We start from the raw sequence: 24,926 nt of genomic DNA on the forward strand, positions 1-24,926 counted from the left end.
TCGGCGGATGGGAGCGATCGAGGTCAGCGGCCTCACGATGGCCTACGGGGAGGTCCGGGCGGTCGACGACGTCTCCTTCGAGGTCGCTGACGGCGAGTTCTTCGGGATCATCGGGCCCAACGGAGCGGGCAAGACGACCACCCTGGAGATCATCGAGGGGCTGCGCCGGCCCGACTCCGGCGAGGTGCTGCTCCTCGGCGAGCGACCGTGGCCCCGCAATCCCGGGTTGCTGCCGCGGATCGGCGTCCAGCTGCAGGCGTCGTCGTTCTTCGAGCGGCTCACCGCGCGCGAGCAGATCCACACCTTTGCGTCGCTGTACGACGTCCCGCGCACCGTCGGCGACGAGTGGCTGGAGCGCGTCGGGCTGGTCGACAAGGCGGACACCCGCGTCGAGGACCTCTCCGGCGGGCAGCACAAGCGCCTCTCCATCGCGTGCGCCCTCGTCCACGATCCCGAGGTGGTGTTCCTCGACGAGCCGACCGCGGCGCTGGACCCGCAGGCCCGCCGTAACCTCTGGGACCTGCTGTCCGGCCTCAACGACTCCGGGCGCACCGTCGTGCTGACGACGCACTACATGGACGAGGCAGAGGTCCTGTGCGACCGGGTGGCGATCCTGGACCAGGGCCGGCTCCTCCAGCTCGACTCCCCGCAAGCCCTCGTCCGCGGCCTGCGGAGGTCGACCCGGATCACCGTGCCGGGCGACGCCGCCGGCCTGGACGGCGTACCCCACGTCGAGCGCCTCGAGCAGACCCGCGACGGCGTGGAGATCACCTCGGCGCAGCCCGGCGCCGTCCTCGATGCGCTCGCCGGGCTCGGGCGCCTGCACGGCATCTCGGTGACCAGCGGCACCCTCGAGGACGTCTTCCTCGAGGTCACCGGGCGGGAGTACCGCGCATGACCTCCTTCGTCACCCTGAGCACCGCGATCCTCAAGGGCTTCCTGCGGGACCGGGCGTCGGTCTTCTTCGCGATGGTCTTCCCCCTGATGTTCCTGGTGCTGTTCGGGGGCATCTTCGGCGACCAGGAGCAGTCGCGGCTCGACCTGGTCCAGGTCGGCCCGGTGGCGCTCCTCGACGAGATGCCCGCCGAGTCCCGGGCCGCCTTCGACGCGACCTTCGCCGTGGAGCGCGGCGACGACCTCGACGCGGCCATCGAGGAGGTGCGCAGCGGTGACGTGGACGTCGTGGTGGAGATGCAGGGCAACGAGCTCGTCGCCCACTACACCCGCACCGACCAGGTCGGCTCGGCGATCGTCCAGGGCTCGCTGCGCGCCTTCGTCGACGGCACCAACGTCGCCCTGACGGGCCAGCCCCCGACGTTCACGCTGCGCACCGAGGCCGTGGAGGATGACTCGCTCAAGGCCATCGCCTACGTCACGCCGGGACTGCTCGGGTGGGCCGTGGCGATGAGCGCGGCCTTCGGCGCCGCTGCGACCCTCAACGGCTGGCGCACGTCGGGCCTGCTGCGCCGCCTCCAGCTCGCGCCCGTCAGCACCCGCACGCTGGTCTCCGCCCGGGTGGCGGTCACGCTCGGTGTCGCACTCGTGCAGATGGCGATCTTCCTCGGCATCGGGGTGGCCCTCTTCGACCTCACGCTGACCGGTGCGTGGCCGGCCGCGATCCCGCTGCTGGTCGTCGGGACGCTGTGCTTCATGGCCATCGGGCTGCTCGCCGGTGCCGTCGCCAAGACGACCGAGGGCGCGGTCAACATGGCCAACTTCATCGTGCTGCCGATGGCGTTCCTGTCCGGCTCGTTCTTCCCGCTGGAGGGGGCGCCGGGGTGGCTGCAGGGCTTCTCGTTGCTCCTTCCGCTGCGCCACCTCAACGACGGGATGACCGACGTGATGGTGCGCGGTGACGACTGGACGGCGGCACTCGTCCCGATGGGGATCCTCGCGGCCTTCGCGGTCGCGGTGACCCTGCTGGCGGCGCGGTTGTTCCGCTGGGAGACGACCTGAGTCGCGGGTCCCGCCGAAACCTCCCGACCGGGGACAACCGGGAGGACCCCCACCGCCATCTGAAGGGCATGGACAGCAACGGGGTCGAGACGGCGACGATCGGCCGGGGGAGGAGCGCGGAGTCGCACGAGCGCGACTTCCCGGCGTACTTCACCGCCACCTGGCCGCGGATGTACCGCACCGCGCTCGCCATCACCGGCGACCGGGCCTCGGCCGAGGACGCCTGCCAGGCCGCCTTCGCCAAGGCGTACGCCGCGTGGTCTCGCGTCTGCGCCGCCGACCACCCCGACGCCTACGTGCGTCGGATGGTCGTCAACGAGGTGCTGGGCACCCGGCGGTCGGCGTGGTGGCGCCGCGAGCGACCGCACGCCGACGTCGGCGAGCCACCGCCCCAGCCGTCCTTCGACGACGGCGTGGCAGACCGCAGCACCCTGTGGGACGCCGTGGCAGCGCTGCCGCCCCGGCAGCGCGCGGTCATCGTGCTGCGCTACTACGAGGACCTCAGCGAGGAGCAGATCGCGGCCGCCCTCGGGTGCTCGCGCGGCACCGTCAAGTCGCAGGCGTCCGCCGCCCTCGGCAACCTCCGCCGCACCACCGGTGCGGCCCTCGACGAAGGAGACCTGGCATGAGCACCGACCTGCGCGACGCGCTCGCCGACCGTCTCGACCGCGTGACGCCGCCCCCGGGCGACCTGGTCGCGGTGGTGCGCGACGGCCGCCGGATCCGCAACCGGCGCCGGGCCGTGGCCGCGGGTGCCGTGGCGGCCGCGCTCGTGGTGGGCGGCCTGGCCGTCACCCAGCTGGTGGGTCCGTCCGACCAGAGGGCCGGGAAGGGCGACGTGGCGACCGACCCGGTGGTCGGTGCCGCCGACGGGCTGCGGGCGTACGCCGATCCCGGGGGCGACCTGCGCTACGGAGGTCTGCGGGTGCCGACCTCGCAGGTCCCCGGCTTCGACACCGACGCCGCCGCGACCCCCGAGGGCATCGTGTACTACGACGCCGGGTTCCCGGAGCTGTTCGGCCTCGACGGAAAGATCCACTCCCTGGTGCCGGGTCCGGTCGACGGGCGCGCGGACTTCCATCCGACGGTCAAGGCGGACTCCACGTCGTCCCGCGTGGCCGTGGCGATCGAGCGCGACGGCGTGCCTCGCATCTACGTCGTCGACACCGAGGCGGTCGCGGTGGTCGACGCCATCAACGTTGTCTGCGACTCCTGCGACGTGGTCATCGACGCCTTCGACGACGGGGCGGTCTTCTTCCGTGACGGCAACGGCACCTCGGTGTGGGACCTCGACGGCAACTTCGGCCGTCCCTTCGCCGGGCCCGGGACGAGGATCGCCGACGTCCGCAACGGCGTCGTGCTCTACGACGGTGACGTGCCCGAGCCCGAGCCGGGGGTGGGCCAGCGCGACTACACCTACGTCCCCGGAGCCATCGACTCCCAGCTCACCCACGACGGGGCCCACGTGCTCGCCTGGTCGAGCACCCTGGCCCCCACGGGTGCGGGCGACCCGCTCCGGCTGTCGGTCACCGAGGAGGAGGGCGCGACGAACTGGACCGTCGACACCGACGGCTCGGTCCTGGTCGCGTCGCGGGCGGGCAGCGCGACGAAGGTCTCCGACTGCGACCCCGTCACGGGTGCCTGCGACGAGGTCGAGGTGCTGGAGGTCAGCGGCGGCGACCTCGGGTTCCTCGGCAACGACATGTGAGGTCCTGATCCTGGTGTCCGGGCCGTCGTGCTGGTCTAGGATCCCCGGCATGATGACCAGGGGGATGGTCGTGGCGGGTGCGCTCGTCGCATCGACGCTCACGACGGCGCACGGAGCAGGCGCGGCGGTGGTGCAGGACCCGCAGGGTCCCTGCTTCTCGACCGGCAGCGACGACTTCGACCGGGTCGTTGTCAAGCGCAAGCCCGTGCGGACCAGGTCCGGGGAGCGGGTGGCCGACCTGCGCATCGTGGCCGGCCACTTCCACCTCAACAGCTCGGGCGGGGTGGACAGCACGGGTGAGTACTGGTGCGTCGACCTCGTGCCGGCACGGGACTTCGCCCGCCGCAACCCGAGGATCACCGGTACGTTCACCCAGTACGGCCACGACCAGGGACTCGCCCAACGCGGATTCGAGGACTACCTCTACTGGACGGGCTCCTCGCCGTCGATGAGCAGCGACGCACTCGCTGTGGAGGTCCGGATCGAGGGTCGACGCCTCCGCGCCCACCGCCTGGTGCGCGCGACGTTCCCGGAGCTCCCGCCACTCGACTGATGGGCAGCGGCGACGGACGGAACCCACCGCATAGGGTCGGCGCCGTGAGCCTGCTCCTCCAGACCCCACGCGCCCGGATCACCCGGCTGACCCGTCGCCTCACCGGTGCGGAGAGCCCGTTGTACGGCGCGACCTTGATGCTGACCGGTGCCTCCTCGGGCATCGGCGAGGCGACGGCGTACGCCGCGGCACGCCGCGGTGCGCACGTCCTGCTGGTCGCCCGGCGGGCCGACGAGCTCGAGCGGGTGCGACGGGCGATCGTCGCCGACGGCGGCCGCGCGACGGCGTACACCGTGGACCTCACCGACGGCGACGCCGTCGACGCCCTGGTGGCCGAGGTGCTCCAGCGGCACAGCGCCGTCGACTACCTGGTCAACAACGCCGGGCGCTCGATCCGTCGATCCCTCGAGCTGTCCTACGACCGCTTCCACGACTTCGAGCGGATGATGGCCGTCAACTACCTCGGGCCGGTCCGGCTGACGATGGGGCTGCTCCCGGCCATGCGGGCCCAGCGCTTCGGCCACGTGGTCAACATCGTGACCTGGGGCAACCAGATCAAGGCGCCCAAGTTCGCCGCCTACATCGCCGCCAAGAGCGCCCTCGACGTCTTCGGCCGGATCCTGGGCCGGGAGGCGTACTTCGACAACGTCACCTGCACCAACGTGCGGGTCGGGTTGGTCGCGACCCCGATGATCGGGCCGACCGAGGCCTACGCGGGCCGGCGGGCGGAGAGTCCCGAGCACTGCGCCGAGCGCATCGTGCGGGCCCTCGAGGACCGCCCGATCACGGTCAACGGGCTGATCGGGTCGACGGCCGAGGTGCTCAACCTGCTGGCCCCCCGGCTGACCGACCGCGTCATCGCAGAGCTGTCACGCCGTAGCCCCGACTCCGCCGCCGCGCGGGGCGAGGCTCCCGCCGACACGCGGACGTACGCCGCCCGCTGACCGCCCTCGCCGGAGCGGTGCGCCAGCCACGTTCCTGAGCGCGCCGCGGTGGCTCAGGCACCCCTCGTACGCCGCGTCGCGCGCGCCACGCGGGCGGGCGGTGCCCGGGCCACCTGCCCGGGCGCGGGAATGTCGCCTGCTCACCGCTCGCGGGGGAGTGGGGCGAGTGCCACGAGTGTGCGTGGATGCACCGTGCGCGCCGCGGGAACGGTGCAACCACGCACACTCGTCAGCGGATCAGCTGGCCTTCTTGGCCGCGGTCTTCTTCGCCGGGGCCTTCTTGGCGGTCTTCTTCGCCGCAGTCTTCTTGGCCGGGGCCTTCTTCGCGGTCGACTTCCTGGCCGCGGTCTTCTTCGTGGGCTTCTCGTCTTGGTGGGATTCGGAGTCCTCGTCGGCCGGGGCCTCGCCCCGGGCGGTCTTCGCCGCCGCCACCGACTTCTGGAGCGCGGCGAGCAGGTCGACGACCTCGCCGGAGGTCTTGGTGGAGCGCTCGGTGCGCTTGACCTCGCCGCCCTCGATCTTGGCCTTGACCAGTGCCTCGACCGCGCCGGCGTAGTCGTCCTCGAACTCCGAGGCGTCGAAGTCGCCGGCCAGGGTCTCGACGAGCATGTGCGCCATCTTGACCTCGGTGTCCTTGACGTCACCGACCTCGACGTCGAAGTCGGGCACCCGGACCTCGTCGGGCCACATCATCGTCTGGAGCACGATGACGTCGCCGCGCTCGGTCTGGCGCACGCGCAGCACCGCGACCGAGGTCCGCTGCCGCAGGGCCACGGTCACCACGGCCATCCGGTCGGCGTCCTTGAGGGCCTGGCGCAGCAGGGCGTAGGGCTTGGCGCCGGACTTCTCCGGCTCGAGGTAGTAGGACTTCTCGAAGAGCAGCGGGTCGATCTGGTCGCTCGGCACGAACTTCTCGACGGCGATCTCGCGCGACGACGTCGCCGGGAGCTCGGCCATGTCGTCGTCGCTGAGGATGACCATCTCTCCGTCCTCGGTCTCGTAGCCCTTGGCGATGTCGGAGTAGGGCACCTCCTCGCCGTCGAGGCTGCAGACCCGCTGGTACTTGATGCGGCCGCCGTCCTTGGCGTGCACCTGGCGGAAGGACACGTCGTGGGACTCGGTCGCGGCGTACAGCTTGACGGGGACGCTCACCAGACCGAAGGAGACGGCTCCCTTCCAGATCGCTCGCATGGGGTAAGCATGTCCCATGCGTCCGATGCTCGCCACCAAGGCGGACCGCCTCCCCACCGGCGAGGGCTGGTCGCACGAGGTGAAGTGGGACGGCGTCCGGATCCTCGCCGACGTCCGCGAGGGCAGCGGTGGTCGCGCCCGGCTGCTCACCCGCAACGGCAACGACGCCTCGATCGCGTGGCCCGACGTCCACGACAGCCCCCTCGGTGACCGGGACCTGCTCGTCGATGGGGAGGTCATCGGGCTCAACGCCGAGGGGCTGCCCGACTTCGGGGTCCTGCAGGAGCGGATGCACGTCCGCTCCGCGACCTCCGCGGCCCGGCTCGCCGAGCGGGTCCCCGCGACGTACATGGTCTTCGACCTGATCCGCCTCGACGGCGAGGACCTCACCGCCCGACCGCTCTCCGAGCGTCGCGAACTCCTGGAGGGGCTGGGGCTGTCCGGCACGTGGCAGGTGCCGGCGTCGTACGACGACGGGGCGATGCTCCTCGACGCCACCCTCCAGCAGGGGCTCGAGGGCGTGGTGAGCAAGCGGCTCTCGTCCCGCTACACCTTCGACGCGCGCAGCCCGCACTGGGTCAAGCTCGCGCACCGGCACCGGTTCTCCTACGTCGTCGCCGGCTGGCGACCGCAGGAGGGCACCAGCGACCGGCTGGCCGCCCTGCTGGTGGGCGAGCCGACGCCCGAGGGCCTGATGTACCGCGGCCGGGTCGGCAGCGGCATCGGGGGCGCGGCCAGCCGCCTGCTCACCGACCTGCTGGCCGGCTCCGAGCGCGACTCCAGCGCGTTCGCCGACGAGGTCCCGCGGGTCGACGCCACGGGCACCCGCTGGGTGGAGCCGATCGTGGTGGTGGACGTCGACACCCACAGCCGGACGCCGGGCAAGCGGCTGCGGCAGCCGTCGTACCGGGGCGTCCGCTCCGACCTGAGTCCTGACGACCTGACGGAGGACCCCGCGTGAGGACCCTGCTCGCCGTGCTGCTGCTCGCGCTGCCGCTGGCCCCCGCGCAGGCAGCCGCCCCGGCCCCGTCCGCGCTGGTCCTCGACGGCGTGCGCGTCGCGGCCGGCCCGACCACCACCCAGGTCGTGACGGTCAACCACACCGCCGGCCACCGGGCGCGGGTGACCTACTGGCGCCTCGTCGCGGGGGAGTGGGTGGCGCGGAGGCGCACCGACGACGGGCGCACCGGCTACGGCGGGCTGGTCGCCGGCGACCGGCGGGTGCAGGGCACCGGCACCACCCCGCTGGGCACCTACGGCCTGCTCTCCGTCTTCGGCACCCACCCCCGTCGTGACGCGGGGGCGCTCGACTACCGCCGCATCCGCCGCGGCGACCACTGGGTCCAGGACAACGCGTCGCCGCACTACAACCGCTACCGCAACCAGCGCCAGGGCGGCTTCCGTTGGTGGTTGCCGTCGTCGGACCCCAACTCGTCGGAGCGGTTGACCGACTACCGCCGGCCCTACGAGTGGTCGATCGTCACCGGCTTCAACGTCGAGCAGGTGCGGCACCGCGGCTCGGGGATCTTCCTGCACGTCAACGGCCGTGGTGCGACGGCCGGCTGCGTGTCCGCGCCACGCCGCTTCCTGCGCGCGCTCGTACGCCGCCTCGACCCGGCCGCCGCTCCGGTGATCGCGATCGGCCGCTGATGGCCGAGATGCAGGTCGACGTCGAGGGCCGCACCCTGACGATCAGCAACCTCGACAAGGTGCTCTACCCGCGCACCGGCACGACCAAGGGCGAGGTGCTCAACTACTACGCGACCGTCTCCGGGGTGCTGCTCCCGCACCTGCGCGACCGGGCGGTGACCCGGATCCGCTGGCCGCACGGGGTGGAGGGCTCCAGCTTCTTCGAGAAGAACAGGCCCGCCGGCACCCCGTCGTGGGTGCGCACCGCCAGCGTGCCGACGACGGGCAGCCGGGCCCAGTCGGACCGCGACACCCTCGACTTCCCGATCTGCGACGACCTCGCCACCCTCACCTGGCTCGCCAACCTCGCCGCCCTCGAGCTGCACGTGCACCAGTGGACGGTCACGAGGGCCGGCCGACCGCGCAAGCCCGACCGCCTCGTCATCGACCTCGACCCTGGCGAGCCGGCGAGCCTGCACGAGTGCTGCCGGGTGGCCCTGCTGGTCCGCGACGCCCTGGCCGAGCGCGACCTCGCGTGCAGCCCGGTCACCAGCGGCAGCAAGGGCCTCCACCTGTACGCCGCGCTGCCCCGCCAGCTCGACAGCGACGGCACCACCGCACTGGCCAGGGAGGTGGCCGAGGAGCTCCAGGCGGCGCACCCCGCGCTCGTCACGGCGACGATGACCAAGGCCAAGCGGCCCGGCAAGGTGTTCCTCGACTGGTCGCAGAACTCCGGCTCCAAGACCACGATCTCGCCCTACTCGCTGCGCGGCCGGGCGCTGCCCACGGTCGCCACCCCGATCACGTGGGACGAGGTGGAGGAGGGCGCCGAGGACCCCGTCGGTCTGGACCAGTTCCGCTTCGAGGAGGTCCTCGAGCGGGTGCAGGACCACGGCGACCTGTTCCTGCCCTGAGGTCGGTGCCACGATGGGCCGGGTGACGACGAGCCCGCCGCGGTCCTCGTCCGGACCGCCCGCCCGGCAGCGGGGTCCGGTACGCCGCTGGGCGCGCGCCCGGCCCGCCGACGTGGTGGACGTGTTCGTCTACGTCGTGGTCCTCAACCTGGCCGTCGAGTACGTCCCCTCGGTCATCAGCGAGGGCTTCACCCTGTCGTTGCTGACGGCCGTCCTCCTCAAGGTGACCCTCGAGGTCGTGCTCGGGTTGAAGGGCGCCGTGCTCACCCGGCTGCGCGCCGCCACGACCCCGGTCGGCAAGTCCGTCGCCGCCCTGGCCCTGTGGGCGGTCGCAGCCGGGAGCAAGCTGGTCGTCCTGTGGCTGGTGGACGTGGTCTTCGGCGACGCCGTGAGCCCTCGGCGGCTTCGTCCCGGTGACCCTGCTCGTGGTCGCCCTGCTGGTGTCCCGGTCGGCCGTCCGGGGCCTGCTGTACGACGTCCCGGAGACGACCTGACGCCTCGCCTGGCGGCGTACCCCGGGGGTGTCCCGAGGCCCCCTGAGCCGGGTGGGACTGCTGTTACCGAACGGTGGAGCAGATGTGTGGTCCACGTGTGCCCTCGGTGGGAGCGACGTGACGGCCCCCTCCCTACGTTGGTCCTGTCGACCTCGGTCGGCACCCAAGCAACCGTGGTGGGTTGGGACTGCCCGGCCGACGGACCCCCTTCGTCGGCCGGGCCATCCAGCTCCGGCAGCGGTTGCCCGCGACGACAGCCTCCCGAGGCCGAGGACACCGCCCATGCTGTTAGCCGAGCTCGACGAGCCCGTCGCAACTATGCTCGCGGACATGGCACAGGTACTGGTCGTCGAGGACGAAGAAGACATCGCGTTTCCGCTCGTCCGCACGTTGGAGCGCGAGGGCTACGAGGTCACCTGGGTGCCCAGCGGTCGTGAGGCGCTCGCGCACCTCGCATCGGCGTCGGCCGACATCCTCATCCTCGACCTCGGCCTGCCCGACATGGACGGCCTCGACGTGTGCCGCGCCGCCCGCGACGGCGGCTTCGAGGGCGGGATCATGATCGTCACCGCGCGTGCCGGCGAGCTCGACCGCGTGGTCGGCCTCGACTTCGGTGCCGACGACTACCTCTCCAAGCCCTTCGGCCTCGCCGAGCTCCAGGCCCGGGTCCGCGCCCTGCTGCGACGAAGCCAGGCCAACGCCGCGCCGGCCGACGAGCCGGAGATCGACCCGTCCGCGCTGCGCATCGACACCGACGCCCGCCGGGTGATGCTGGCCGACGCCGAGGTCGCGCTGACCGCCAAGGAGTTCGACGTGCTCGCGCTCCTCGCCGCCCACCGCGACAAGGTCGTGCCTCGCGAGCAGCTGATGAGCGAGGTGTGGGACGAGAACTGGTTCGGCTCCACCAAGACGCTCGACGTCACCATCGGCCGCCTGCGCAACAAGCTGGAGGAGGCCGGGTCCTCCGACCGGGTCATCGCCATCCGCGGGGTGGGCTTCCGCCTCGAGGGCGGGGACTGACCCATGCGTGAGAGGCTCACTCTCGCCTTCGTGGGCCTCGCACTCGTGATCATCGTCGTGGCCGGGGCGGTCCGTGCCATGACCCTCGGCGACGTCGTCCACGCCTCGGAGACCGACGACCTGCAGCAGCAGTCGCTCGTGGTCGGCCGGGTCGTGGAGGGACTCGAGCAGTCCGGCCGTCCCGTCGACGCCGCGTCCCTGTCCGACCTCGTGGCGCCCCACGTCCGCCTGATCGTGGAGCGGTCCGGCCAGGACGACGTCGTCGTGGACGGCGCCGGCTTCGACGCCGATGCCCAGGACGTGAGCGCCTCGAGCGACGTCGGCGACGCCACGGTGACGCTCGTGCAGGACGAGACCGTCACCGCCGCGGTCCTGGACTCGGCGCGGGGACCGCTGATCGCGCTCATGGTGGGACTGCTCGCCCTCGCGGCCGTCCTCGGCCTGGCCATGGCCTCCGCCCTGTCGCGGCCCTTCCGCGACCTGGCCGAGTCGGCCGCCGCCCTGGGTCGTGGTCGCTTCGACATCGAGCCGCCCCGCTCCCGCATCCCCGAGGTCGTCTCGATCTCGGACTCGCTGCGCGCCAGCTCGCAGCGCCTCCAGAAGTCCCTGCGCCGCGACCGCGACTTCTTCCACCACGCCTCGCACGTGCTGCGCACCCCGCTCACCGGCATGCGGCTCGAGCTCGAGGAGCTCACCCTGCGACGCGACCTCGACCCCGACGTGCGGCGTACGACGGCGCGCTGCCTGTCCGACGTCGAGCGCCTCGACAGCACCATCGCCGAGCTGCTGGACTTCGCCCGTGGCCGCGCCCTGGTCGAGGGCGCCGAGGTCAGCCTGCTCGCACTCGGCTCCCACATCGCCCAGCGGTGGCGCGGCCTGCTGCCCGAGAACCGCGAGGTCAAGGCGTTCGTGGACAGCGGGCCCGAGATGCTGCTGACCCCCGGCCCGGTCGAGCAGCTCCTCGACAGCGTGCTGCGCGACGTCACCGAGTCCGGCTCCGGCCCGGTGATGATCCGCTTCGCCGGCCAGGACGAGCACGTCCGGGTCACCGTCCGCTCGGGCTCGACCACGGCGTACGTCGCCGGCACCGGCTCCCTGGCCGTCGCCACCCAGCTGCGGGCCAACGCCGACGCCGCCCGCACCATCACCGAGGTGCTCGGCGGGCGCTACACGGGCGACGCCACCGTCGACCAGCTCGAGATCCTGCTGCCACGCCGCTGAGGCTCCGGCGCACCGGTCCCGCGCCCCCGATTCCCGCCGGGTAGTTGGGGACGATCTGGTGGGCCGACCCGCGGTCTCGCCCACGACTTCGTCCCCGACTACCCCGGGACGCGGGTCCAGGTCAGGTCGAAGTCGTGCTCCCAGGTCGCGCCGTCGTCGTGGGACTTCGACCAGGCGGCGTCGATCCGGGACCCGTCCCCGCTGATGCGACCCTCGAAGCGCTGGTGGAAGCCCGGGTCCTCCCGGTGCTGCACCCACAGCCGGTCGGCGTACGTCATGGCGTAGATGCGGGACACGCCGCGCTCGTCGGCGTAGAGCACCGTGTAGTCGTCGCGGTCGTCGTTGCGCCCGACCACCGAGGTGGAGTCGGGCGGTCCCTCGCCGAACGACGAGCGCAGCACGAGGAAGAAGTCGTCGAGCCACTCGACGCGGGTCTCGCCGACGAGGGACTGCCCCTCGTCGAGCCAGTCGGCCGCGGTGAGCTCCACGCGCCAGGTGCCGAGGAGGATCGTCAGGTCGGACAGTGCGGGGTTGGTCATCGTCCCGAGGCTAGCCGCCGATCGTCCTGCCCTCCAGCGTCGTACGCCGTCCTCGGCGACCTCGACGGGCCGGTAGTTGGGGATGATCTGGTGGGCCGACCCGCGGTCTGACCTACGACATCGTCCCCAACTACCCCGAGGCTGGGCCCTCGTTCGGGTAGTCCGTGACGGACGGACCCCTGATGGGCTCGAGGTGGGGTCCGATCGTCACGGACTACCCCGGAGAGGGCGACGTACAGCGGTTCACCGGTCGAGCGCAGCATCCTGCAGGGAGGCGAGCTCGGCGTCGAAGAACGCGATCAGCTGCTCGGGGTCCGGCACGGTGGCGGCATCGACCTTGAAGCCGATCCGGACGGTGTCGGCGTAGCTGAAGATGCACACGCCCAGCGTCTGGCCACCCGACCCGGGCACCCAGCCGAGGACCCCGGTGACCTCGACCCCCGCGAGGTAGCGGGGTTCGGTCGGTCCCATCACGTTGGTGGTGACGCCGATGGCCTTGCCGGCGAAGAAGTCGACGAGCGGCTTCTCGATGGCGTGGAGGTGCCCGATGCCCTCCGCCATGGCCGAGGTGATGAAGACCTCCGGCGACTGCTTGATGTGCGCCATCCGGCGGTGCACCTCGTCGAGGCGTTGCAGCACCGACATCTCGGCCGTGGGCAGGTGGAGCATGACGAGGGCGAACTTGTTGCCGAGCTCGCGGGGCAGCGGCTGGTCCACGGGCCGGATGTTGACCGGGACCATCGTCGTGAGGTGGTCGACCGCCTCGTCGAAGGAGTCCAGGTAGCGCGCGAGCGCACCCGAGAGCGCGGCGATGAGCACGTCGTTGACGGTGCTCCCGGTGCTGCGGCCGATGGCCTTGACCTCGGCGAGCGGGTGGGGCTGGGACCAGGCCAGCCGTTTGGCCACGCCGGGGTCGCGGCTCAGCAGGGTCTCGGGGAGTACGTCGAGCAGGAGCTTGCGGGTCACCGCGAGGCCCTGGAGCGCCGTGCCCGGGACCCGCGGCAGGCTCAGGGTGCTCCGCACCAGTCCGGTGGCCAACGAGACGAGGGACCGTCCCCCCTGGGGAGCGCGGGGCGCCCGGTCCGGATGGCCGTCGGGCGACGGGTCGGTGAGCGTCAGCATCACCTGCGCCAGCGCCATCCCGTCGGCCATGGCGTGGTGCAGGCGGGTGAAGACGACCGAGCCCTCGCCGTACCCGTCGACGAGCCACGCCTCCCACAACGGTCGGCTCCGGTCCAGGGGCCGGCTGACCTTGGACTCGAGGAAGGCACGCAGCTGGGCGGGGCCGCCCGGCCTGCGCAGCTTGGCGTGGTGGAGGTGGTGGGACAGGCTGAAGTCGGGGTCGTCCTCCCAGCCCGGCAGGTCCCAGGGGCGGGCCGGGTCGACGGGCCGCTGGTGGAAGACGGGGTAGGTGTCGACCAACCGCTCCTGGATGGTGTCCTTCAGGCGGGCCCAGTCCAGCGGCTGCTCGGTCCACATGATCCCGTCGATCACCATCAGGTGGTTGGGGCGGTCCGCGTGCAGCCACATGGCGTCGGCGCCGCCCATCGTGCGGCGGGTCCCGGTGGTCATGACTGCGCTCCGGCCGCCAGGGCGAGGTCGCGGACCCGGGCGATGTCGTCGGGGGTGTGGACGCCGTTGACGCCGGAGATGGTGGCCAGCCGCATGCCGTGCTTGAGCCCGAGCCGGTAGATCTCCTTGACCTTCTCCCACTCGATGTTGCGGCCGACGGTGAAGGTCTCGTACCGCCCCTCCAGCGCCAGGACCACCGTCTCCGCGAGGCACGCGTAGGCGACGTTCTTGGGGAGCCCGATGTCGCGCATCTGCACGTCGCCCGGCAGCTCGATCTCACCGGACTCGATGACGAGTACGTCGGGGCGCTTGGCGACGTCCTCGGCCGACAGGTCGAGGGGGCGGGCGACGTCGGTGATCACGCAGCCGGGCTTGACGGCCATGATGTCGAGGACCCGCTTACCGGCGCCCGAGGTGGCCGTGACGATCAGGTCCATGTCGGGGAGGGCCTCGTCGGGGGTGGCCGCGATGTGCACCTCGGCGCCCGGGTGCTCCCGCTCGATCAGCTCCTTGAGCGCCAGCAGCTTGGCCGACTCCGGCGAGACCAGCCACAGCCGGGCCTCGGCGACGGCGAGGAGCCGAGCGCAGACCGACCCGATGGCCCCCGTGGCCCCGACGACCATCGCGTTTCCGCGCAGGGCACCGTCGGCGTCGACCTCGGCCAGGCCGAGCTGGCGCAGCGCCTCGTGGGCGGCCCACAGTGCGCCCGAGGCGCTGTAGCTGTTGCCGGTCGTCACGGGCAGCGGGGCCTGCCGTGCGACCGTCACCCCGGCGTCGCCGACGACCTTGGTGAACGCCCCCAGTCCCATGATCTGCGCCCCGAGCTTGCGGGCGGTGTCCGCCGCGACGAGGAGGCGCTTGTAGGTGAACTCCGGGCTGTGGGCCATCATCTCGTGCGGTGTGCCCCCGACGGAGATGAGCCAGCCCTCCGCCTCGGCGCCGGTGGGGGAGGTGATGCCGGTGACGTGGCTGTAGGTGAAGGGCGGGCTGTAGGCCACGGCCTTCTCGACCAGGTCCATCACCGGGGCCGGCGCGATGCGCGAGATGGTGCGCAGCGGCTCGACGTTGCGCAGGTACTGCTGCGACAGCGGGTGGATGACGAACGCGAACCGGCTCTTCCGACGGGGCCCGTTGGGCTGGAGCAGTCGTGGCTCCAGCCCGGCGGAGACGATCATGTCGAGAAGGTCGTCGTGGGTGAGCGTGCTGGCCCGGTGGACCGACGCCGTCATCAGCGCCTCCAGGGTGGCCGCGTTGACCGTCACGCCGTCGAACGGTTGCGGCGTTACGTCGACGACCAGGTCCACACCCCGGTCACCCAGGTCGGCCAGCCGGTCCGGCGAGGTCTCCGAGGTGATGAGGGTCTTGCCCGCCAGGTCCTCGAGCCCGAAGCCGGTCAGCTCGTCGTACGTCGCGACGAGGACGTCGCAGTCGCGTGCCGCCTTGCGGGCCAGCGCGTGCGCGGCCAGGTGGCCCGGCGCGGCGGCCTGCGTCCGCACTCCGTCGGGGACGAGGCGCAGGGCCAGCCCGGTCGCGCCGCCCACGGCGTCGGCGGCGAGCCCCAGCACCGGGTTGGTGTGCAGGCGGTCCGGCAGGCCCAGGCGCAGCAGCGGGTCGGCGTGCTGGACGTTGTTGGTGTGCTCGCGCAGGATCCGGACCGTGCGGTCGTGGTGCCGGCCGCCGAGCACGACGGTCCGGGCGTTGGTGAAGTAGCCCGGCATCTCGGTCTCGACGCGCCGCACCGCCCACTCCTGGAGGACCTCGAGGAGCTGGGCGCCGTCGGTCACGGGAGTCGTGCCGGCCTCGGCCATCAGCCGCTCGCGCGCCCGCAGCTCGCCGCCGTACAGGCCGGTGACGCGCGCGTCGCGGACGCCCGTGACGGCGACGGCGGCGGCCTTCGGCGCCCACTCCCGGACGAGCCCGCGGGCGGCGTCGACGTCCCCGGACGTGCCGCGGCGGACGATCCGGAAGCGCTGGCCGAGGAAGGTCACCCGGGTGTCGTGGTCCCACTCGGGGCCCATCAGGCTGATGTTGACGACCACGGGGGTCCTGGGTGTCATGTCGCGTCCTTCGTCGTCCGTCGTCGTCAGACCATGGCCGCGGAGTCGAGCTCGGGGTGCTCGACCATGTAGTCGAGGAGCCGGTCCGCGTACTCCTCGAAGCGGGGGCAGGCCACGCCCGTGCCGGCGAGGTCGGTGGTCGTGTGTGTGGTGTCGTACGTCGTGGGGGAGGCGAAGTAGTCGAGCGCCTCGACGGGCAGGCCCATCAGCCGCTCGGCGAGGGGCAGCGAGACCACGGCGCGGGTGAGCGACAGCGGCAGCGGCACCCAGACGACCCGTTTGCCCAGTCGGGCGGCGAACGCGTCCACCAGCTCGCGCACGGTCGGCGGGTCCGGGTCGGTGAGGGCGTAGGTCCGGCCCAGCGACACGTCCAGCACCGAGAGCTGGTCCATTGCGTCGACGACGAAGTCGCGGGGGACCAGGCAGAAGCGGACCACGTCGGGGTCGGCGACGGCGGGGACGACGGCGACGGGTGGCTGGCGGCGCAGGAAGGTGGCCAGGAAGTAGGGGCCGTCGAGCTTCTGCGTCGCCCCGGTGCGGGAGTCGCCCACCACGATGCCGGGTCGGTAGATCGTCGCGGGCATCCCGGCGGCCATGGCCCGGCGCACCAGGAGCTCGGCGTCGTACTTGGTCGACTCGTAGTGGTTGCGGAACTCCTGGCCGACCTCGAGCTCGTCCTCGCCGAGCTCGCCCTCGTGGCGCCCGCTGACGTAGCAGGTGCTGACGTGGTGCAGCCGCTCGAGCCCTGGCAGGCTGCGGCACAGGTCGAGCACCCGGTCGGTGCCGACCACGTTGACCCGGTGCGCCAGCTCCTCGCCCACCGTGAGGTCGTAGACGGCCGCGAGGTGCCAGACCTCGGTGACGTCCTCGAGCAGGTGCTCGTCGGCGCTGCTGAGGCCCAGTCCAGGGGCGGCGACGTCGCCCAGCACCAGGCGGACCCGGCCGACCACGTGCGGCTCGTCCGCCTCGATCGCGGCGAGCCTCTCCCGGGCGTCGTCGAGGTGCCGTGCCTGGACCAGGCAGATCGCGTCCACGCCCGGTCGCCGCGCCAGCAGCCGGGGCAGCAGGGCGGAGCCCAGGAAGCCGGGGAACCCGGTCATCAGCAGCGCGGTCATCGTGCCCTCCGCTCGTCGTCGGTACGTCGTCGTACGTCCAACCTGTCAGCGGAGACCGGTGAGCCCCAGTGCCGAACGCCCCTCCGTGCACGGGCCGAACGGCGGCTATCCCCGGGGCGCCAGCGCGTCGAGGCCGTCCAGGACCCGGGCCAGGCCGAAGTCCCAGGCGAGCGACGGGCTGCCGGGGCCGCCCATGGCCTCGCCGGCCGCGCCACCCACCCGCCGGGCGAGGGGGTGGTCCTCGCCCAGGTAGGAGGCGAGCCGGGGGCTCCACTCTGGCCAGTGCTCCGCCATCTCGCCGGCCCGGGGCTGGGGACGCAGCGCCCGGGCGCTCGCCCGCACGAAGTCCAGGACGAAGGTGAGGGCCGCGTCCCAGGTGGCGTCGTCGAGCCCGAGCGGCGCCAGGGCTGCGAGCTCGTGGTCGTACTTGGCGATCGTCCCGGGCCCCAGCGCGGTGCGGTCGTCGGCGACGTCGACCAGCCACGGGTGCTGCTGGAGCAGCGCCAGGTTGGCCTCCGCCACCCGGCGCACCCGGGTCCGCCAGCCGGCCCGACCGTACGGCGCGCGGTCCGTGCGCTGGTGCGCCGCGTCGGCCATCAGGACCAGCAGGTCGTCGCGGTTGTTGACGTGGGTGTAGACCGACATCGTCGAGACGCCGAGCTCGGCGGCCAGCCGGCGGACGGTCACCCCGGCCAGCCCGTCGGCGTCGGCCAGCCGGGTGGCCGCCTCCACCACGGCGCCGGTCGTGACGCGGGCCCGCGGGCCGCGCTGCCCGCCCGTGGGTGCGTCCGGGTGGTCACGCCAGAGCAGGTCGATCAGGGGGAGCGGCACGGTCGTCTCCTGGTCCGGGAACATTCCTATAACAGCGTACGTTGTACGGTGTACTACGTAACGACAGGAGTCCAGTATGAACATCACCGCCACCGCCATCTCGCTCAACGTCGCCGACATCGGGGCCTCGGCCGCCTTCGCCGCGGAGCTCGGCTTCGCCGAGGCGATGTCGGCCGACGGCTTCGTGTCCGTCGAGCACCCGACCGCCGGGGTCAACGTGATCTTCCTGCGCACGGGGCTGTCTTCGTTCAAGCCGGCGGAGATCGCCGGTCCCGCGGGCCAGGGCATGCTGCTGGCCTTCGTGGTCGACGACGTCGACGCCGAGTTCGCCCGGATCGCCGGCACCGGCGCCCGGGTCGTGACGCCGCCGGAGACCGAGCCGTGGGGGGAGCGCTACTGCCAGTTCGCCGACCCCAACGGGCTCGTCTGGCAGCTCGTCCAGTGGGTGAGCCCCCCGGAGTGACGGACGCGGCGGGTTGTCCACAGGCTTAACCTTCGCCGGTGTGTGAGGCGCCCGTGCGTGGGTAGGTTGTCGCGCAGAAACCCACTCGGGACGGGGGACTCGGATGACCGTGACGCGCCAGGACTCGCACAGCGAGCTCGTCGAGATGCTCGACGGACAGGTGCGCGAGCGCGTGCGCTCGGACGGCGTCGACCCCCAGCGCGACACCGGTCTGGTGCGCCGCATCGCGGAGGACGTCGTACGCCGCCACGACGAGCGCAGCCTGACCGGTGCGGTCGTGCCGGTGGCCGATCCCGACGGAGTCGTCGGCGAGCTGATCGCCCGGGTGTCGGGCTTCGGCCCGCTGCAGCCGTTCCTCGACGATCCCGAGGTCGAGGAGATCTGGATCAACGACCCAAGCCGGGTCTTCATCGCCCGGCGGGGTCGGCACGAGCTCACCAACCTGATGCTCAGCGCCGCGCAGGTGCACGAGCTGGTCGAGAGGATGCTCAAGTCCAGCGGCCGGCGGATCGACCTCAGCCAGCCCTTCGTCGATGCGATGCTCCCCGAGGGGCACCGGCTGCACGTCGTGCTCGAGGGCATCAGCCGGGGCTTCTCGGCGGTCAACATCCGCAAGTTCGTGGTGCGCGCGAGCCGGATGGGCGACCTGGTCGAGCTCGGCAGCCTGTCGCAGCAGGCGGCGACCTTCCTCGACGCCTCCATCCGGGCCGGGCTCAACATCCTCGTCGCCGGCGGCACCCAGGCGGGCAAGACGACGTTCCTCAACTGCCTGGCGGCCGCGATCCCCGGCGGCGACCGGGTGATCTCCGCGGAGGAGGTCTTCGAGCTCCGCTTCAACCATCCCGACTGGGTGCCCATGCAGACCCGGCAGGCGGGGCTCGAGGGCACCGGCGAGATCGCGCTGCGCGACCTGGTCAAGGAGGCGCTGCGGATGCGGCCGAGCCGGGTCGTCGTGGGGGAGGTACGGGCCGAGGAGTGCCTCGACCTGCTGCTCGCGCTCAATGCCGGTCTCCCCGGCATGTGCACCCTGCACGCCAACAGCGCCCGCGAGGCGCTGGTCAAGATGTGCACCCTCCCGCTGCTGGCGGGGGAGAACATCTCGGCCCGCTTCGTGGTCCCCACGGTCGCGAGCTCCGTGGACCTGGTCGTGCACCTGGGCATCGACGAGCACGGCGTACGCCGCGTCAACGAGATCGTGTCCGTCCCCGGCCGGGTGGAGAACGACATCATCGAGACCGAGCCGCTCTTCGAGCGCAGCGACGGCGAGCTCCGCCGGGCCGCGGGCACGCCGACGCGGCTGGAGCGCTTCCAGCGGAGTGGCATCGACGTCCACCAGATCCTGGCCGGGGGGCGCTGATGGGTGCCCTCGTCGGGCTCGGCGTCGGGGTTGGGCTGCTGCTCGTCTGGTCCGCGTTCTTCCTGCCGCGCACTCCGCGACCCCCGCGGCCGGGCGGCACGCGTGCAGAGCAGCTGCTCGCCCGTGCGGGGCTCGGTGATGTGTCGGTGACCAGCCTGGTGCTGCTCTGCGTCGTGCTCGCCGTGGTCGCGTTCGTCGTCATCCAGGCGGTGTCGAGGACGGTCCCGGTGGCGGTCGTCTTCGCGCTGATGGCGGGCTGGGCGCCGGTCCTGGTGCTGCGCCAGCGGGCCGCCCGACGGCAGCGGGAGTTCGCCGAGGTCTGGCCCGACGCCGTCGACAACCTGGCCAGCGCCGTCCGCGCCGGCATGTCCCTGCCGGACGCCCTGGGGGCACTCGGCACCAACGGTCCCGAGGCGCTGCGCGCGGCGTTCGAGGCGTTCGCCCTCGACTACCAGGTGACCGGCCGTTTCCACGAGTCGCTCGACCTGCTCAAGGCACGCCTGGCCGACCCCGTCGGGGACCGGGTCGTCGAGGGTCTCCGGATCGCCCGTGAGGTGGGCGGCGGTGAGCTCGGCCGCCTGCTGCGCAACCTGTCGGGCTATCTCCGGGACGAGGCCCGCACCCGCTCCGAGCTGGAGTCACGCCAGGCCTGGACGGTCAACGGTGCCCGTCTGGCCGTGTCCGCTCCCTGGGTCGTGCTGCTGCTCATGTCCTTCCAGACCGGCTCGGTGCAGGCGTTCTCCTCGCCGGCCGGGGTCGTGGTCCTCACCGTCGGAGCCGTGGCGTGCGTGGTCGCCTACCGGCTGATGATGCGCATCGGCCGGTTGCCCGTCGAGCGGCGGATCCTGGCATGACGCTCGCGATGTGGGGCGCGGTCCTCGGCGCGCTGGCGGCCGGCGGCCTGCTGCTGGTCGTCGTACGGGTGGCCGCCATCCGGCGACCGCAGCTCGCGCTGCGTGTCACGCCGTACGTCCGCGACCTGCCGCAGGTCGGTCGCACCCCGGCCCTGAAGGTCGCCTCGGCATCGCCGACTGTCGCGGCCGCGGGCGTCTTCGGGCCGTTCCTCCGTGCGGCGGCCGACGGCGTCGAGCGGGTGCTGGGTGGTGAGGCGTCCGTACGCCGCCGCCTCGTCCGCGCCGGACTCGACAAGTCCGTGCACGAGTTCCGCGTCGAGCAGGTGATGTGGGGCCTCGGTGGCTTCGCCGTGGCCGCGGGGCTGCAGCTGCTGCGGTCGCTCACCGGCGGGGTCAACCCGGTGGCGGCCCTGGGCCTGTGTCTGTTCGGCTTCGCCGCGGGAGTGCTGCTGCGCGACAACCGGCTCTCCTCCCGGGCCACCGAGCGCGAGCGACGGATGATCCTGGAGTTCCCGGCCCTGGCCGAGATGCTGGCGCTGGCCGTCGCGGCGGGGGAGAGCCCGGTCGCGGCCCTCGACCGCGTCGTACGACGCAGCGGCGGTGAGCTGTCCGCCGAGCTCGGCCGCGTCCTCGCCCGGATCCGGACCGGCACCCCCGTCGCGGCCGCCTTCGAGCAGCTGGCCGCCACGACGGGGGTGCCGATGGTGGCGCGGTTCGCCACCGGCATCGCCGTCTCCATCGAACGCGGCACGCCGCTGGCCGACGTGCTGCACGCCCAGGCGGGCGACGTGCGCGAGGCCGGCCGCCGCGCACTGATCGAGACCGCCGCCCGCAAGGAGGTCTTCATGATGGCGCCGGTCGTCTTCCTCGTCCTGCCCGTGACCGTGCTGTTCGCGTTCTTCCCCGGCGCCCTCGGGCTGCGCCTCGTCGTGCCCTGACCACCTACCCACCAGACCCATCCATCCACTCGACCCTCGGGGGTACCCCATGCACACACCACTCACGGAGCTCCTGCTCCGGTCCTGGCTCGCCGTCACGGTGCCGCGTCGTGACGAGCGCGGCGACGTGCCGGGCTGGGTCATGGTCACGGTGATGACCATCGGCCTGGCCATCGCGATCTTCACCTTCGCCGAGGAGCCCCTCAAGGGCCTGCTCAGCGCGGCCTTCAACCAGGTCAAGTAGGCCCGGTGCCCGCCGTCCGGCACCGGGGGGAGCGCGGCTCGGCCGTCGTGGACTTCGTGATGGTCCTCCTCGTGCTGCTGCCGTTGTTCATCGGGCTGCTCCAGCTCGCCCTGGTGCTGCACGTGCGCAACACCCTCTCCTCGGCCGCCGCCGAGGGTGCGCGGTCGGCCGCGGTGGCGGGCGCGACGCCCCAGGACGGGGTCGCCGAGGCGCGCGACCAGATCGTCGGTGCCGTCTCGCCGGACTACGCGCGGGCGATCCGCGTCGAGCCGGTCTCCATCGGTGGCGCCGCGGCGTACGAGCTCACCATCGACGCCCGGGTGCCCACCCTCGGTCTCGGCGGCATCGCGATCGAGTTCTCGGTGAGCGGCAACGCGATCCGCGAGCAGGTGCCGTGAGGCGGGCGCGCGACGACCGGGGGAGCGCCCTGGTGGAGTTCTGCTGGGTCGGGCTGGTGCTCTTCATCCCGCTGACCTGGATCGTGATCTCGGTCTTCGAGGTGCAGCGGGGTGCCTTCGCGGTCAACGGTGCGGCGAGGGCCGCCGCGCGCGCCTTCGCGCTGGCCCCCGACGACGTGACGGGGCGGGCGCGGGCCGAGGCCGTGGCGACGCAGACCCTGGCCGACCAGGGCAGCGACGGCATGGTGGCCGACGTCCGGGTGTCGTGCGGTGGGCTCGCCAACTGCCACACCGGCACGGCTGTCATCACGGTGGAGATCCGCTCCCGCGTCGAGATGCCGCTGCTGCCGGAGGTGCTCGCCGCCGAGCGTCGCAGCTTCGCCCTCGAGGCGAGCCACACCGTGCCGATCGGCCAGTACGTCGAGACGGGACGCGGCAGCGGATCGGCTGATGGTGGTTGAGCAAGGCGCGCGGCCGAGGCCAGCGCCACGAAGGAGGCGCGACGATCGCGGCTCGGCCATTCCGCTGATCGTGGGGCTCGCCGGTGTCCTGGTGCTGGCCATCGCCGTCGTCGTCAACGCCTCCTCGGCCTTCATGCAGCGCCAGTCGCTCGACACCCTCGCCGACGGTGCGGCGCTCTACGGCGCCGACATCGGCTCTGCCGGCGTGTACGCCGAGGGGTTGCCCGCCGAACGGCTCCTGCAGGAGGAGCGTGCGGTCCGGGTCGCGGTGCAGGACTACCTGCGCCGGGTCGGTGCCTACGAGACGTACAGCGACATCGCGGTCGTCGCCCGGGTCGACCCCGCCGCGCGAGCGGTGACGGTGGTCCTCAGCGCCCCGCTCGACCTCCCGCTCACCGTGCCCGGCACCCCGAGCCGGCCCACCGTCTCGGCCACCGGCCGTGCGGCGGTCACCATCGAGCCGGCGGGGTGAGTCTGGCCGCCTGTCACTCGGGCGAGAGTCGCGCTCGTGGTGGCCGGAAGCATCGAGGTCGACAGGGTCTGGGAAGCCGCGCATCTTGCCGCCCGAAGTGACTACGTGTCCATAGGTCATCTGGGTCTGCCGCATAGCCCGTTGTGGATCTACCGTCAGTGGTCACAGGGGGGCCTGAGCGTCGGGGGAGGCCAGGTTTCGACCAGACCACCCGCCGGCACAGACCTGAGAAGGTCGCCGACGGGTGGTCTGATCTCGTTCGAGCCCGCGTCGGCGTGACGAGCCCCCGCACGTGGTCCGTGGCGGCCGCGCGGAGGTCACCGTCGACCAGGCCGGCTCAGCCGGCGGATGCGCCGATCGGGATCGTGGCCACCTCGGTCAGCTCGTCGCCGGACCCGAAACCGAGCCGGGCCAGCGTGACGACCTCGACCGACCACGGAGTGCCGACGAAGTCCTCGAGCCCGGCCACCAGGGTGGCGAGCGCCTCGTCCGAGACCCCGTCGTCCAGGTCCGCCACGGGCAGCAGCGGCCTGAAGGAGCGGCGGTCCAGCATGAAGCCGGCCCGCTTGGCGGAGTCGGTGATCTCGCGGAAGACGCCGCGCAGGCCGTCGACGTCCCCGCCGAGCGCGAGGTGGAGCCGCTCGTCGGACCCGTGGGTGCTCAGCTCGCCGGTGACGTGCACCGTCGGTGCCGTCCACCCGAGGGCGTCGCGCTCCAGGGTGGTCCGCAACCGGGTCCCGGCCTCCGGCTCCACGTAGCCGAACTTCGTCACGTGCACCGCCATCAGCCCCACCGGCAGCGGAGTGAGCGTCCCTCCTGCGCCGGCGGGCGCGGACGAGGGACGCGACCGGCCCCACCGCCTGCGTGACTCGACCGCCGGCGCCGACATCCGCCCACCGACGTCCGCCAGCAGGGCCGCGACCTCCTCCCGCTGGGCGAGCGGGGGGTGCAGGACTGCGCTCAGGTACACGGGTGCCTTTCCTCCGAGAGATCGCCGGCCCCACGGGGACGATGGACACAGCATGACAACCGCGCCGGCGCACTCCGCATTCATCGCTCGCGATCCGCAACCTTTTGCGCACCCGGCGCATCTCCTCCGCGCAACGGGCCCGCACGGGCCCCACTGACACGGGAGAACCTCATGCACCGCACCACCACCACCCTCGTCTCGCTGGCCGCCGCGGCGGTCATGGTCGCCGGCCCGCTCGCCCTGACCACCACCACCGCGCAGGCCGCGGACACCGCCGAGCGCCGCGCGGCGGCGTACACGGTCAAGGCGAAGGTGAACAAGGACGTCGTGACCGTCGGCGAGGACGTCGTCAAGGTCCGCGGCAAGGTCACGCCGCGCGCCGCCGGGGCCAAGGTCGTCCTCCAGCAGCGCCTCGACGGCAAGACGAAGTGGGCCGTCAGCACCAAGGCGAAGGTCAAGCGCAACGGCACCTTCCTGCTCAAGGACGAGCCCAGCGTGGCCGGCACCCGGGAGTACCGCGTGCTCAAGCCCAAGAGCCAGGGCATCCGCAAGGGGACCAGCAAGGTCCTCTCCGTCGAGGTCTACCGGTGGGAGTCGCTCTCCGGGCAGCCCGCAGGAGCCAACGCCAACATCTCGGCCTACGGCACCGCGCGGATCGGCACCAAGGTCTACAGCCCCAGCCTCATGGCGACCAACCCCAGCGCCTCGGGGTACGTCGAGTACACCCTCGGCCGCCTGTGCACCGACCTCCGCACGACCTACGCCCTCGACGACTCGTCCGAGAGCGGGTCCACCGGGGCGGTCAAGCTGCTCGTCGACGGCGTGACGAAGGTCGACCAGGGCCTCGTCGTCGGCCAGGTCGTCGAGTCGACCACCGACCTGACGGACGCGTTCCGCCTGCGCTACGAGCTCGCCTCCTCGGCCACGCCGGTGGGCCGGACCGTCGTCGGCACCCCGGAGATCCGCTGCACGAAGTAGCCATGTCGCGCGGGCGTCGACGGTCCTAGGATCCGAAGAGGCCCGGT

The 24,926-nt window shown here is 72.5% G+C and carries 27 protein-coding genes; 20 read left to right on the forward strand and 7 right to left on the reverse strand.

Translation table 11 applies throughout. The annotated features are described in order from the left end of the window. Positions 1–7: 7 nt before the first annotated feature. From DAE25_RS19275 to DAE25_RS19300, 6 genes are all read left to right on the forward strand, one after another. Complete coding sequence (locus DAE25_RS19275) at positions 8–898, forward strand: ABC transporter ATP-binding protein (RefSeq protein WP_107767758.1); 891 nt, start codon at positions 8–10, stop codon at positions 896–898. Further along, positions 895–1,956, forward strand: coding sequence for an ABC transporter permease (locus DAE25_RS19280; protein ID WP_107767759.1), 1,062 nt, complete (start codon positions 895–897; stop codon positions 1,954–1,956). The genes DAE25_RS19275 and DAE25_RS19280 overlap by 4 nt, the downstream gene beginning before the upstream one ends. A 68-nt stretch (positions 1,957–2,024) precedes the next feature. Then, entirely contained in the window at positions 2,025–2,585 is a 561-nt protein-coding gene (locus DAE25_RS19285; protein WP_107767760.1) for a SigE family RNA polymerase sigma factor, read from the forward strand. Continuing rightward, on the forward strand, positions 2,582–3,664 hold the full coding sequence (locus tag DAE25_RS19290) for a hypothetical protein (RefSeq protein WP_107767761.1): 1,083 nt from the start codon (positions 2,582–2,584) through the stop codon (positions 3,662–3,664). Before DAE25_RS19285 ends, DAE25_RS19290 begins: the two co-directional genes overlap by 4 nt. A gap of 49 nt (positions 3,665–3,713) precedes the next feature. After that, positions 3,714–4,217, forward strand: a complete 504-nt coding sequence (locus DAE25_RS19295; protein ID WP_159083846.1) for a hypothetical protein — start codon at positions 3,714–3,716, stop codon at positions 4,215–4,217. Positions 4,218–4,261: 44 nt separating this feature from the next. After that, positions 4,262–5,161 carry an SDR family NAD(P)-dependent oxidoreductase gene (locus tag DAE25_RS19300; RefSeq protein WP_234411153.1) on the forward strand — a complete coding sequence of 300 codons (900 nt, stop codon included), beginning with the start codon at positions 4,262–4,264 and terminating at the stop codon, positions 5,159–5,161. A gap of 237 nt (positions 5,162–5,398) precedes the next feature. Here the strand turns inward: DAE25_RS19300 and ku are convergent, their stop codons facing one another. Continuing rightward, positions 5,399–6,352, reverse strand: a complete 954-nt coding sequence (gene ku / locus DAE25_RS19305; protein ID WP_107767764.1) for a non-homologous end joining protein Ku — start codon at positions 6,350–6,352, stop codon at positions 5,399–5,401. Positions 6,353–6,368: 16 nt separating this feature from the next. Here ku and DAE25_RS19310 point away from each other — a divergent pair, with 16 nt between their 5' ends. The 5 genes from DAE25_RS19310 (at position 6,369) to DAE25_RS19335 (ending at position 11,630) form a co-directional block, all read left to right on the forward strand. Continuing rightward, positions 6,369–7,313, forward strand: coding sequence for an ATP-dependent DNA ligase (locus tag DAE25_RS19310; RefSeq protein WP_107767765.1), 945 nt, complete (start codon positions 6,369–6,371; stop codon positions 7,311–7,313). After that, a complete protein-coding gene (locus DAE25_RS19315; RefSeq protein ID WP_107767766.1) occupies positions 7,310–8,002 on the forward strand; it encodes a L,D-transpeptidase family protein in 693 nt (230 codons plus the stop codon). The genes DAE25_RS19310 and DAE25_RS19315 overlap by 4 nt, the downstream gene beginning before the upstream one ends. Then, complete coding sequence (gene ligD / locus DAE25_RS19320; RefSeq protein ID WP_107767767.1) at positions 8,002–8,895, forward strand: non-homologous end-joining DNA ligase; 894 nt, start codon at positions 8,002–8,004, stop codon at positions 8,893–8,895. Before DAE25_RS19315 ends, ligD begins: the two co-directional genes overlap by 1 nt. 824 nt (positions 8,896–9,719) lie before the next feature. After that, on the forward strand, positions 9,720–10,409 hold the full coding sequence (locus DAE25_RS19330; RefSeq protein WP_199907683.1) for a response regulator transcription factor: 690 nt from the start codon (positions 9,720–9,722) through the stop codon (positions 10,407–10,409). A 3-nt stretch (positions 10,410–10,412) separates the two neighbouring features. After that, positions 10,413–11,630, forward strand: coding sequence for a sensor histidine kinase (locus tag DAE25_RS19335; RefSeq protein ID WP_107767769.1), 1,218 nt, complete (start codon positions 10,413–10,415; stop codon positions 11,628–11,630). Between the two features lie 98 nt (positions 11,631–11,728). On the opposite strand, the gene DAE25_RS19340 is transcribed toward DAE25_RS19335, so the two are convergent. The 5 genes from DAE25_RS19340 to DAE25_RS19360 all read right to left on the reverse strand — a co-directional run bounded on the left by DAE25_RS19340 (position 11,729) and on the right by DAE25_RS19360 (position 17,744). Continuing rightward, positions 11,729–12,169, reverse strand: coding sequence for a hypothetical protein (locus DAE25_RS19340; RefSeq protein ID WP_107767770.1), 441 nt, complete (start codon positions 12,167–12,169; stop codon positions 11,729–11,731). Positions 12,170–12,412: 243 nt separating this feature from the next. Beyond that, positions 12,413–13,741 (reverse strand): wax ester/triacylglycerol synthase family O-acyltransferase, encoded by a 1,329-nt coding sequence (locus DAE25_RS19345; protein ID WP_199907684.1) that lies wholly within the window; start codon positions 13,739–13,741, stop codon positions 12,413–12,415. Beyond that, positions 13,738–15,798 carry a dehydrogenase gene (locus tag DAE25_RS19350; protein WP_107767771.1) on the reverse strand — a complete coding sequence of 687 codons (2,061 nt, stop codon included), beginning with the start codon at positions 15,796–15,798 and terminating at the stop codon, positions 13,738–13,740. The genes DAE25_RS19345 and DAE25_RS19350 overlap by 4 nt, the downstream gene beginning before the upstream one ends. A gap of 26 nt (positions 15,799–15,824) precedes the next feature. Next, on the reverse strand, positions 15,825–16,913 hold the full coding sequence (locus DAE25_RS19355; RefSeq protein WP_234411154.1) for an SDR family oxidoreductase: 1,089 nt from the start codon (positions 16,911–16,913) through the stop codon (positions 15,825–15,827). A gap of 105 nt (positions 16,914–17,018) precedes the next feature. Next, positions 17,019–17,744 carry a TetR/AcrR family transcriptional regulator gene (locus tag DAE25_RS19360; RefSeq protein ID WP_107767837.1) on the reverse strand — a complete coding sequence of 242 codons (726 nt, stop codon included), beginning with the start codon at positions 17,742–17,744 and terminating at the stop codon, positions 17,019–17,021. A gap of 76 nt (positions 17,745–17,820) precedes the next feature. Here DAE25_RS19360 and DAE25_RS19365 point away from each other — a divergent pair, with 76 nt between their 5' ends. From DAE25_RS19365 to DAE25_RS19400, 8 genes are all read left to right on the forward strand, one after another. Beyond that, positions 17,821–18,207, forward strand: a complete 387-nt coding sequence (locus DAE25_RS19365) for a VOC family protein (protein WP_107767772.1) — start codon at positions 17,821–17,823, stop codon at positions 18,205–18,207. Positions 18,208–18,310: 103 nt separating this feature from the next. Next, positions 18,311–19,564 carry a CpaF family protein gene (locus DAE25_RS19370; RefSeq protein WP_107767773.1) on the forward strand — a complete coding sequence of 418 codons (1,254 nt, stop codon included), beginning with the start codon at positions 18,311–18,313 and terminating at the stop codon, positions 19,562–19,564. Further along, a complete protein-coding gene (locus tag DAE25_RS19375) occupies positions 19,564–20,418 on the forward strand; it encodes a type II secretion system F family protein (protein WP_107767774.1) in 855 nt (284 codons plus the stop codon). The genes DAE25_RS19370 and DAE25_RS19375 overlap by 1 nt, the downstream gene beginning before the upstream one ends. After that, positions 20,415–21,356, forward strand: coding sequence for a type II secretion system F family protein (locus DAE25_RS19380; RefSeq protein ID WP_107767775.1), 942 nt, complete (start codon positions 20,415–20,417; stop codon positions 21,354–21,356). Before DAE25_RS19375 ends, DAE25_RS19380 begins: the two co-directional genes overlap by 4 nt. 49 nt (positions 21,357–21,405) lie before the next feature. Next, a complete protein-coding gene (locus DAE25_RS19385; protein ID WP_107767776.1) occupies positions 21,406–21,600 on the forward strand; it encodes a hypothetical protein in 195 nt (64 codons plus the stop codon). A 5-nt stretch (positions 21,601–21,605) separates the two neighbouring features. Continuing rightward, positions 21,606–21,998: a TadE/TadG family type IV pilus assembly protein gene (locus tag DAE25_RS19390; protein ID WP_234411155.1), complete on the forward strand. Its 393-nt coding sequence runs from the start codon at positions 21,606–21,608 to the stop codon at positions 21,996–21,998. Beyond that, positions 21,995–22,459 carry a hypothetical protein gene (locus tag DAE25_RS19395; RefSeq protein WP_107767777.1) on the forward strand — a complete coding sequence of 155 codons (465 nt, stop codon included), beginning with the start codon at positions 21,995–21,997 and terminating at the stop codon, positions 22,457–22,459. Before DAE25_RS19390 ends, DAE25_RS19395 begins: the two co-directional genes overlap by 4 nt. Next, complete coding sequence (locus DAE25_RS19400) at positions 22,449–22,931, forward strand: pilus assembly protein TadG-related protein (protein WP_107767778.1); 483 nt, start codon at positions 22,449–22,451, stop codon at positions 22,929–22,931. Before DAE25_RS19395 ends, DAE25_RS19400 begins: the two co-directional genes overlap by 11 nt. Positions 22,932–23,268: 337 nt before the next feature. Here DAE25_RS19400 and DAE25_RS19405 read toward each other — a convergent pair whose 3' ends face one another. Beyond that, positions 23,269–23,901: a 2'-5' RNA ligase family protein gene (locus tag DAE25_RS19405; RefSeq protein ID WP_107767779.1), complete on the reverse strand. Its 633-nt coding sequence runs from the start codon at positions 23,899–23,901 to the stop codon at positions 23,269–23,271. Positions 23,902–24,072: 171 nt separating this feature from the next. On the opposite strand from DAE25_RS19405, the gene DAE25_RS19410 reads away from it, so the two are divergent. Further along, positions 24,073–24,879, forward strand: coding sequence for a hypothetical protein (locus DAE25_RS19410; RefSeq protein WP_107767780.1), 807 nt, complete (start codon positions 24,073–24,075; stop codon positions 24,877–24,879). Positions 24,880–24,926: the final 47 nt, after the last annotated feature.

Source organism: Nocardioides terrigena, from assembly GCF_003047265.1.
Taxonomy (GTDB): domain Bacteria; phylum Actinomycetota; class Actinomycetes; order Propionibacteriales; family Nocardioidaceae; genus Nocardioides; species Nocardioides terrigena.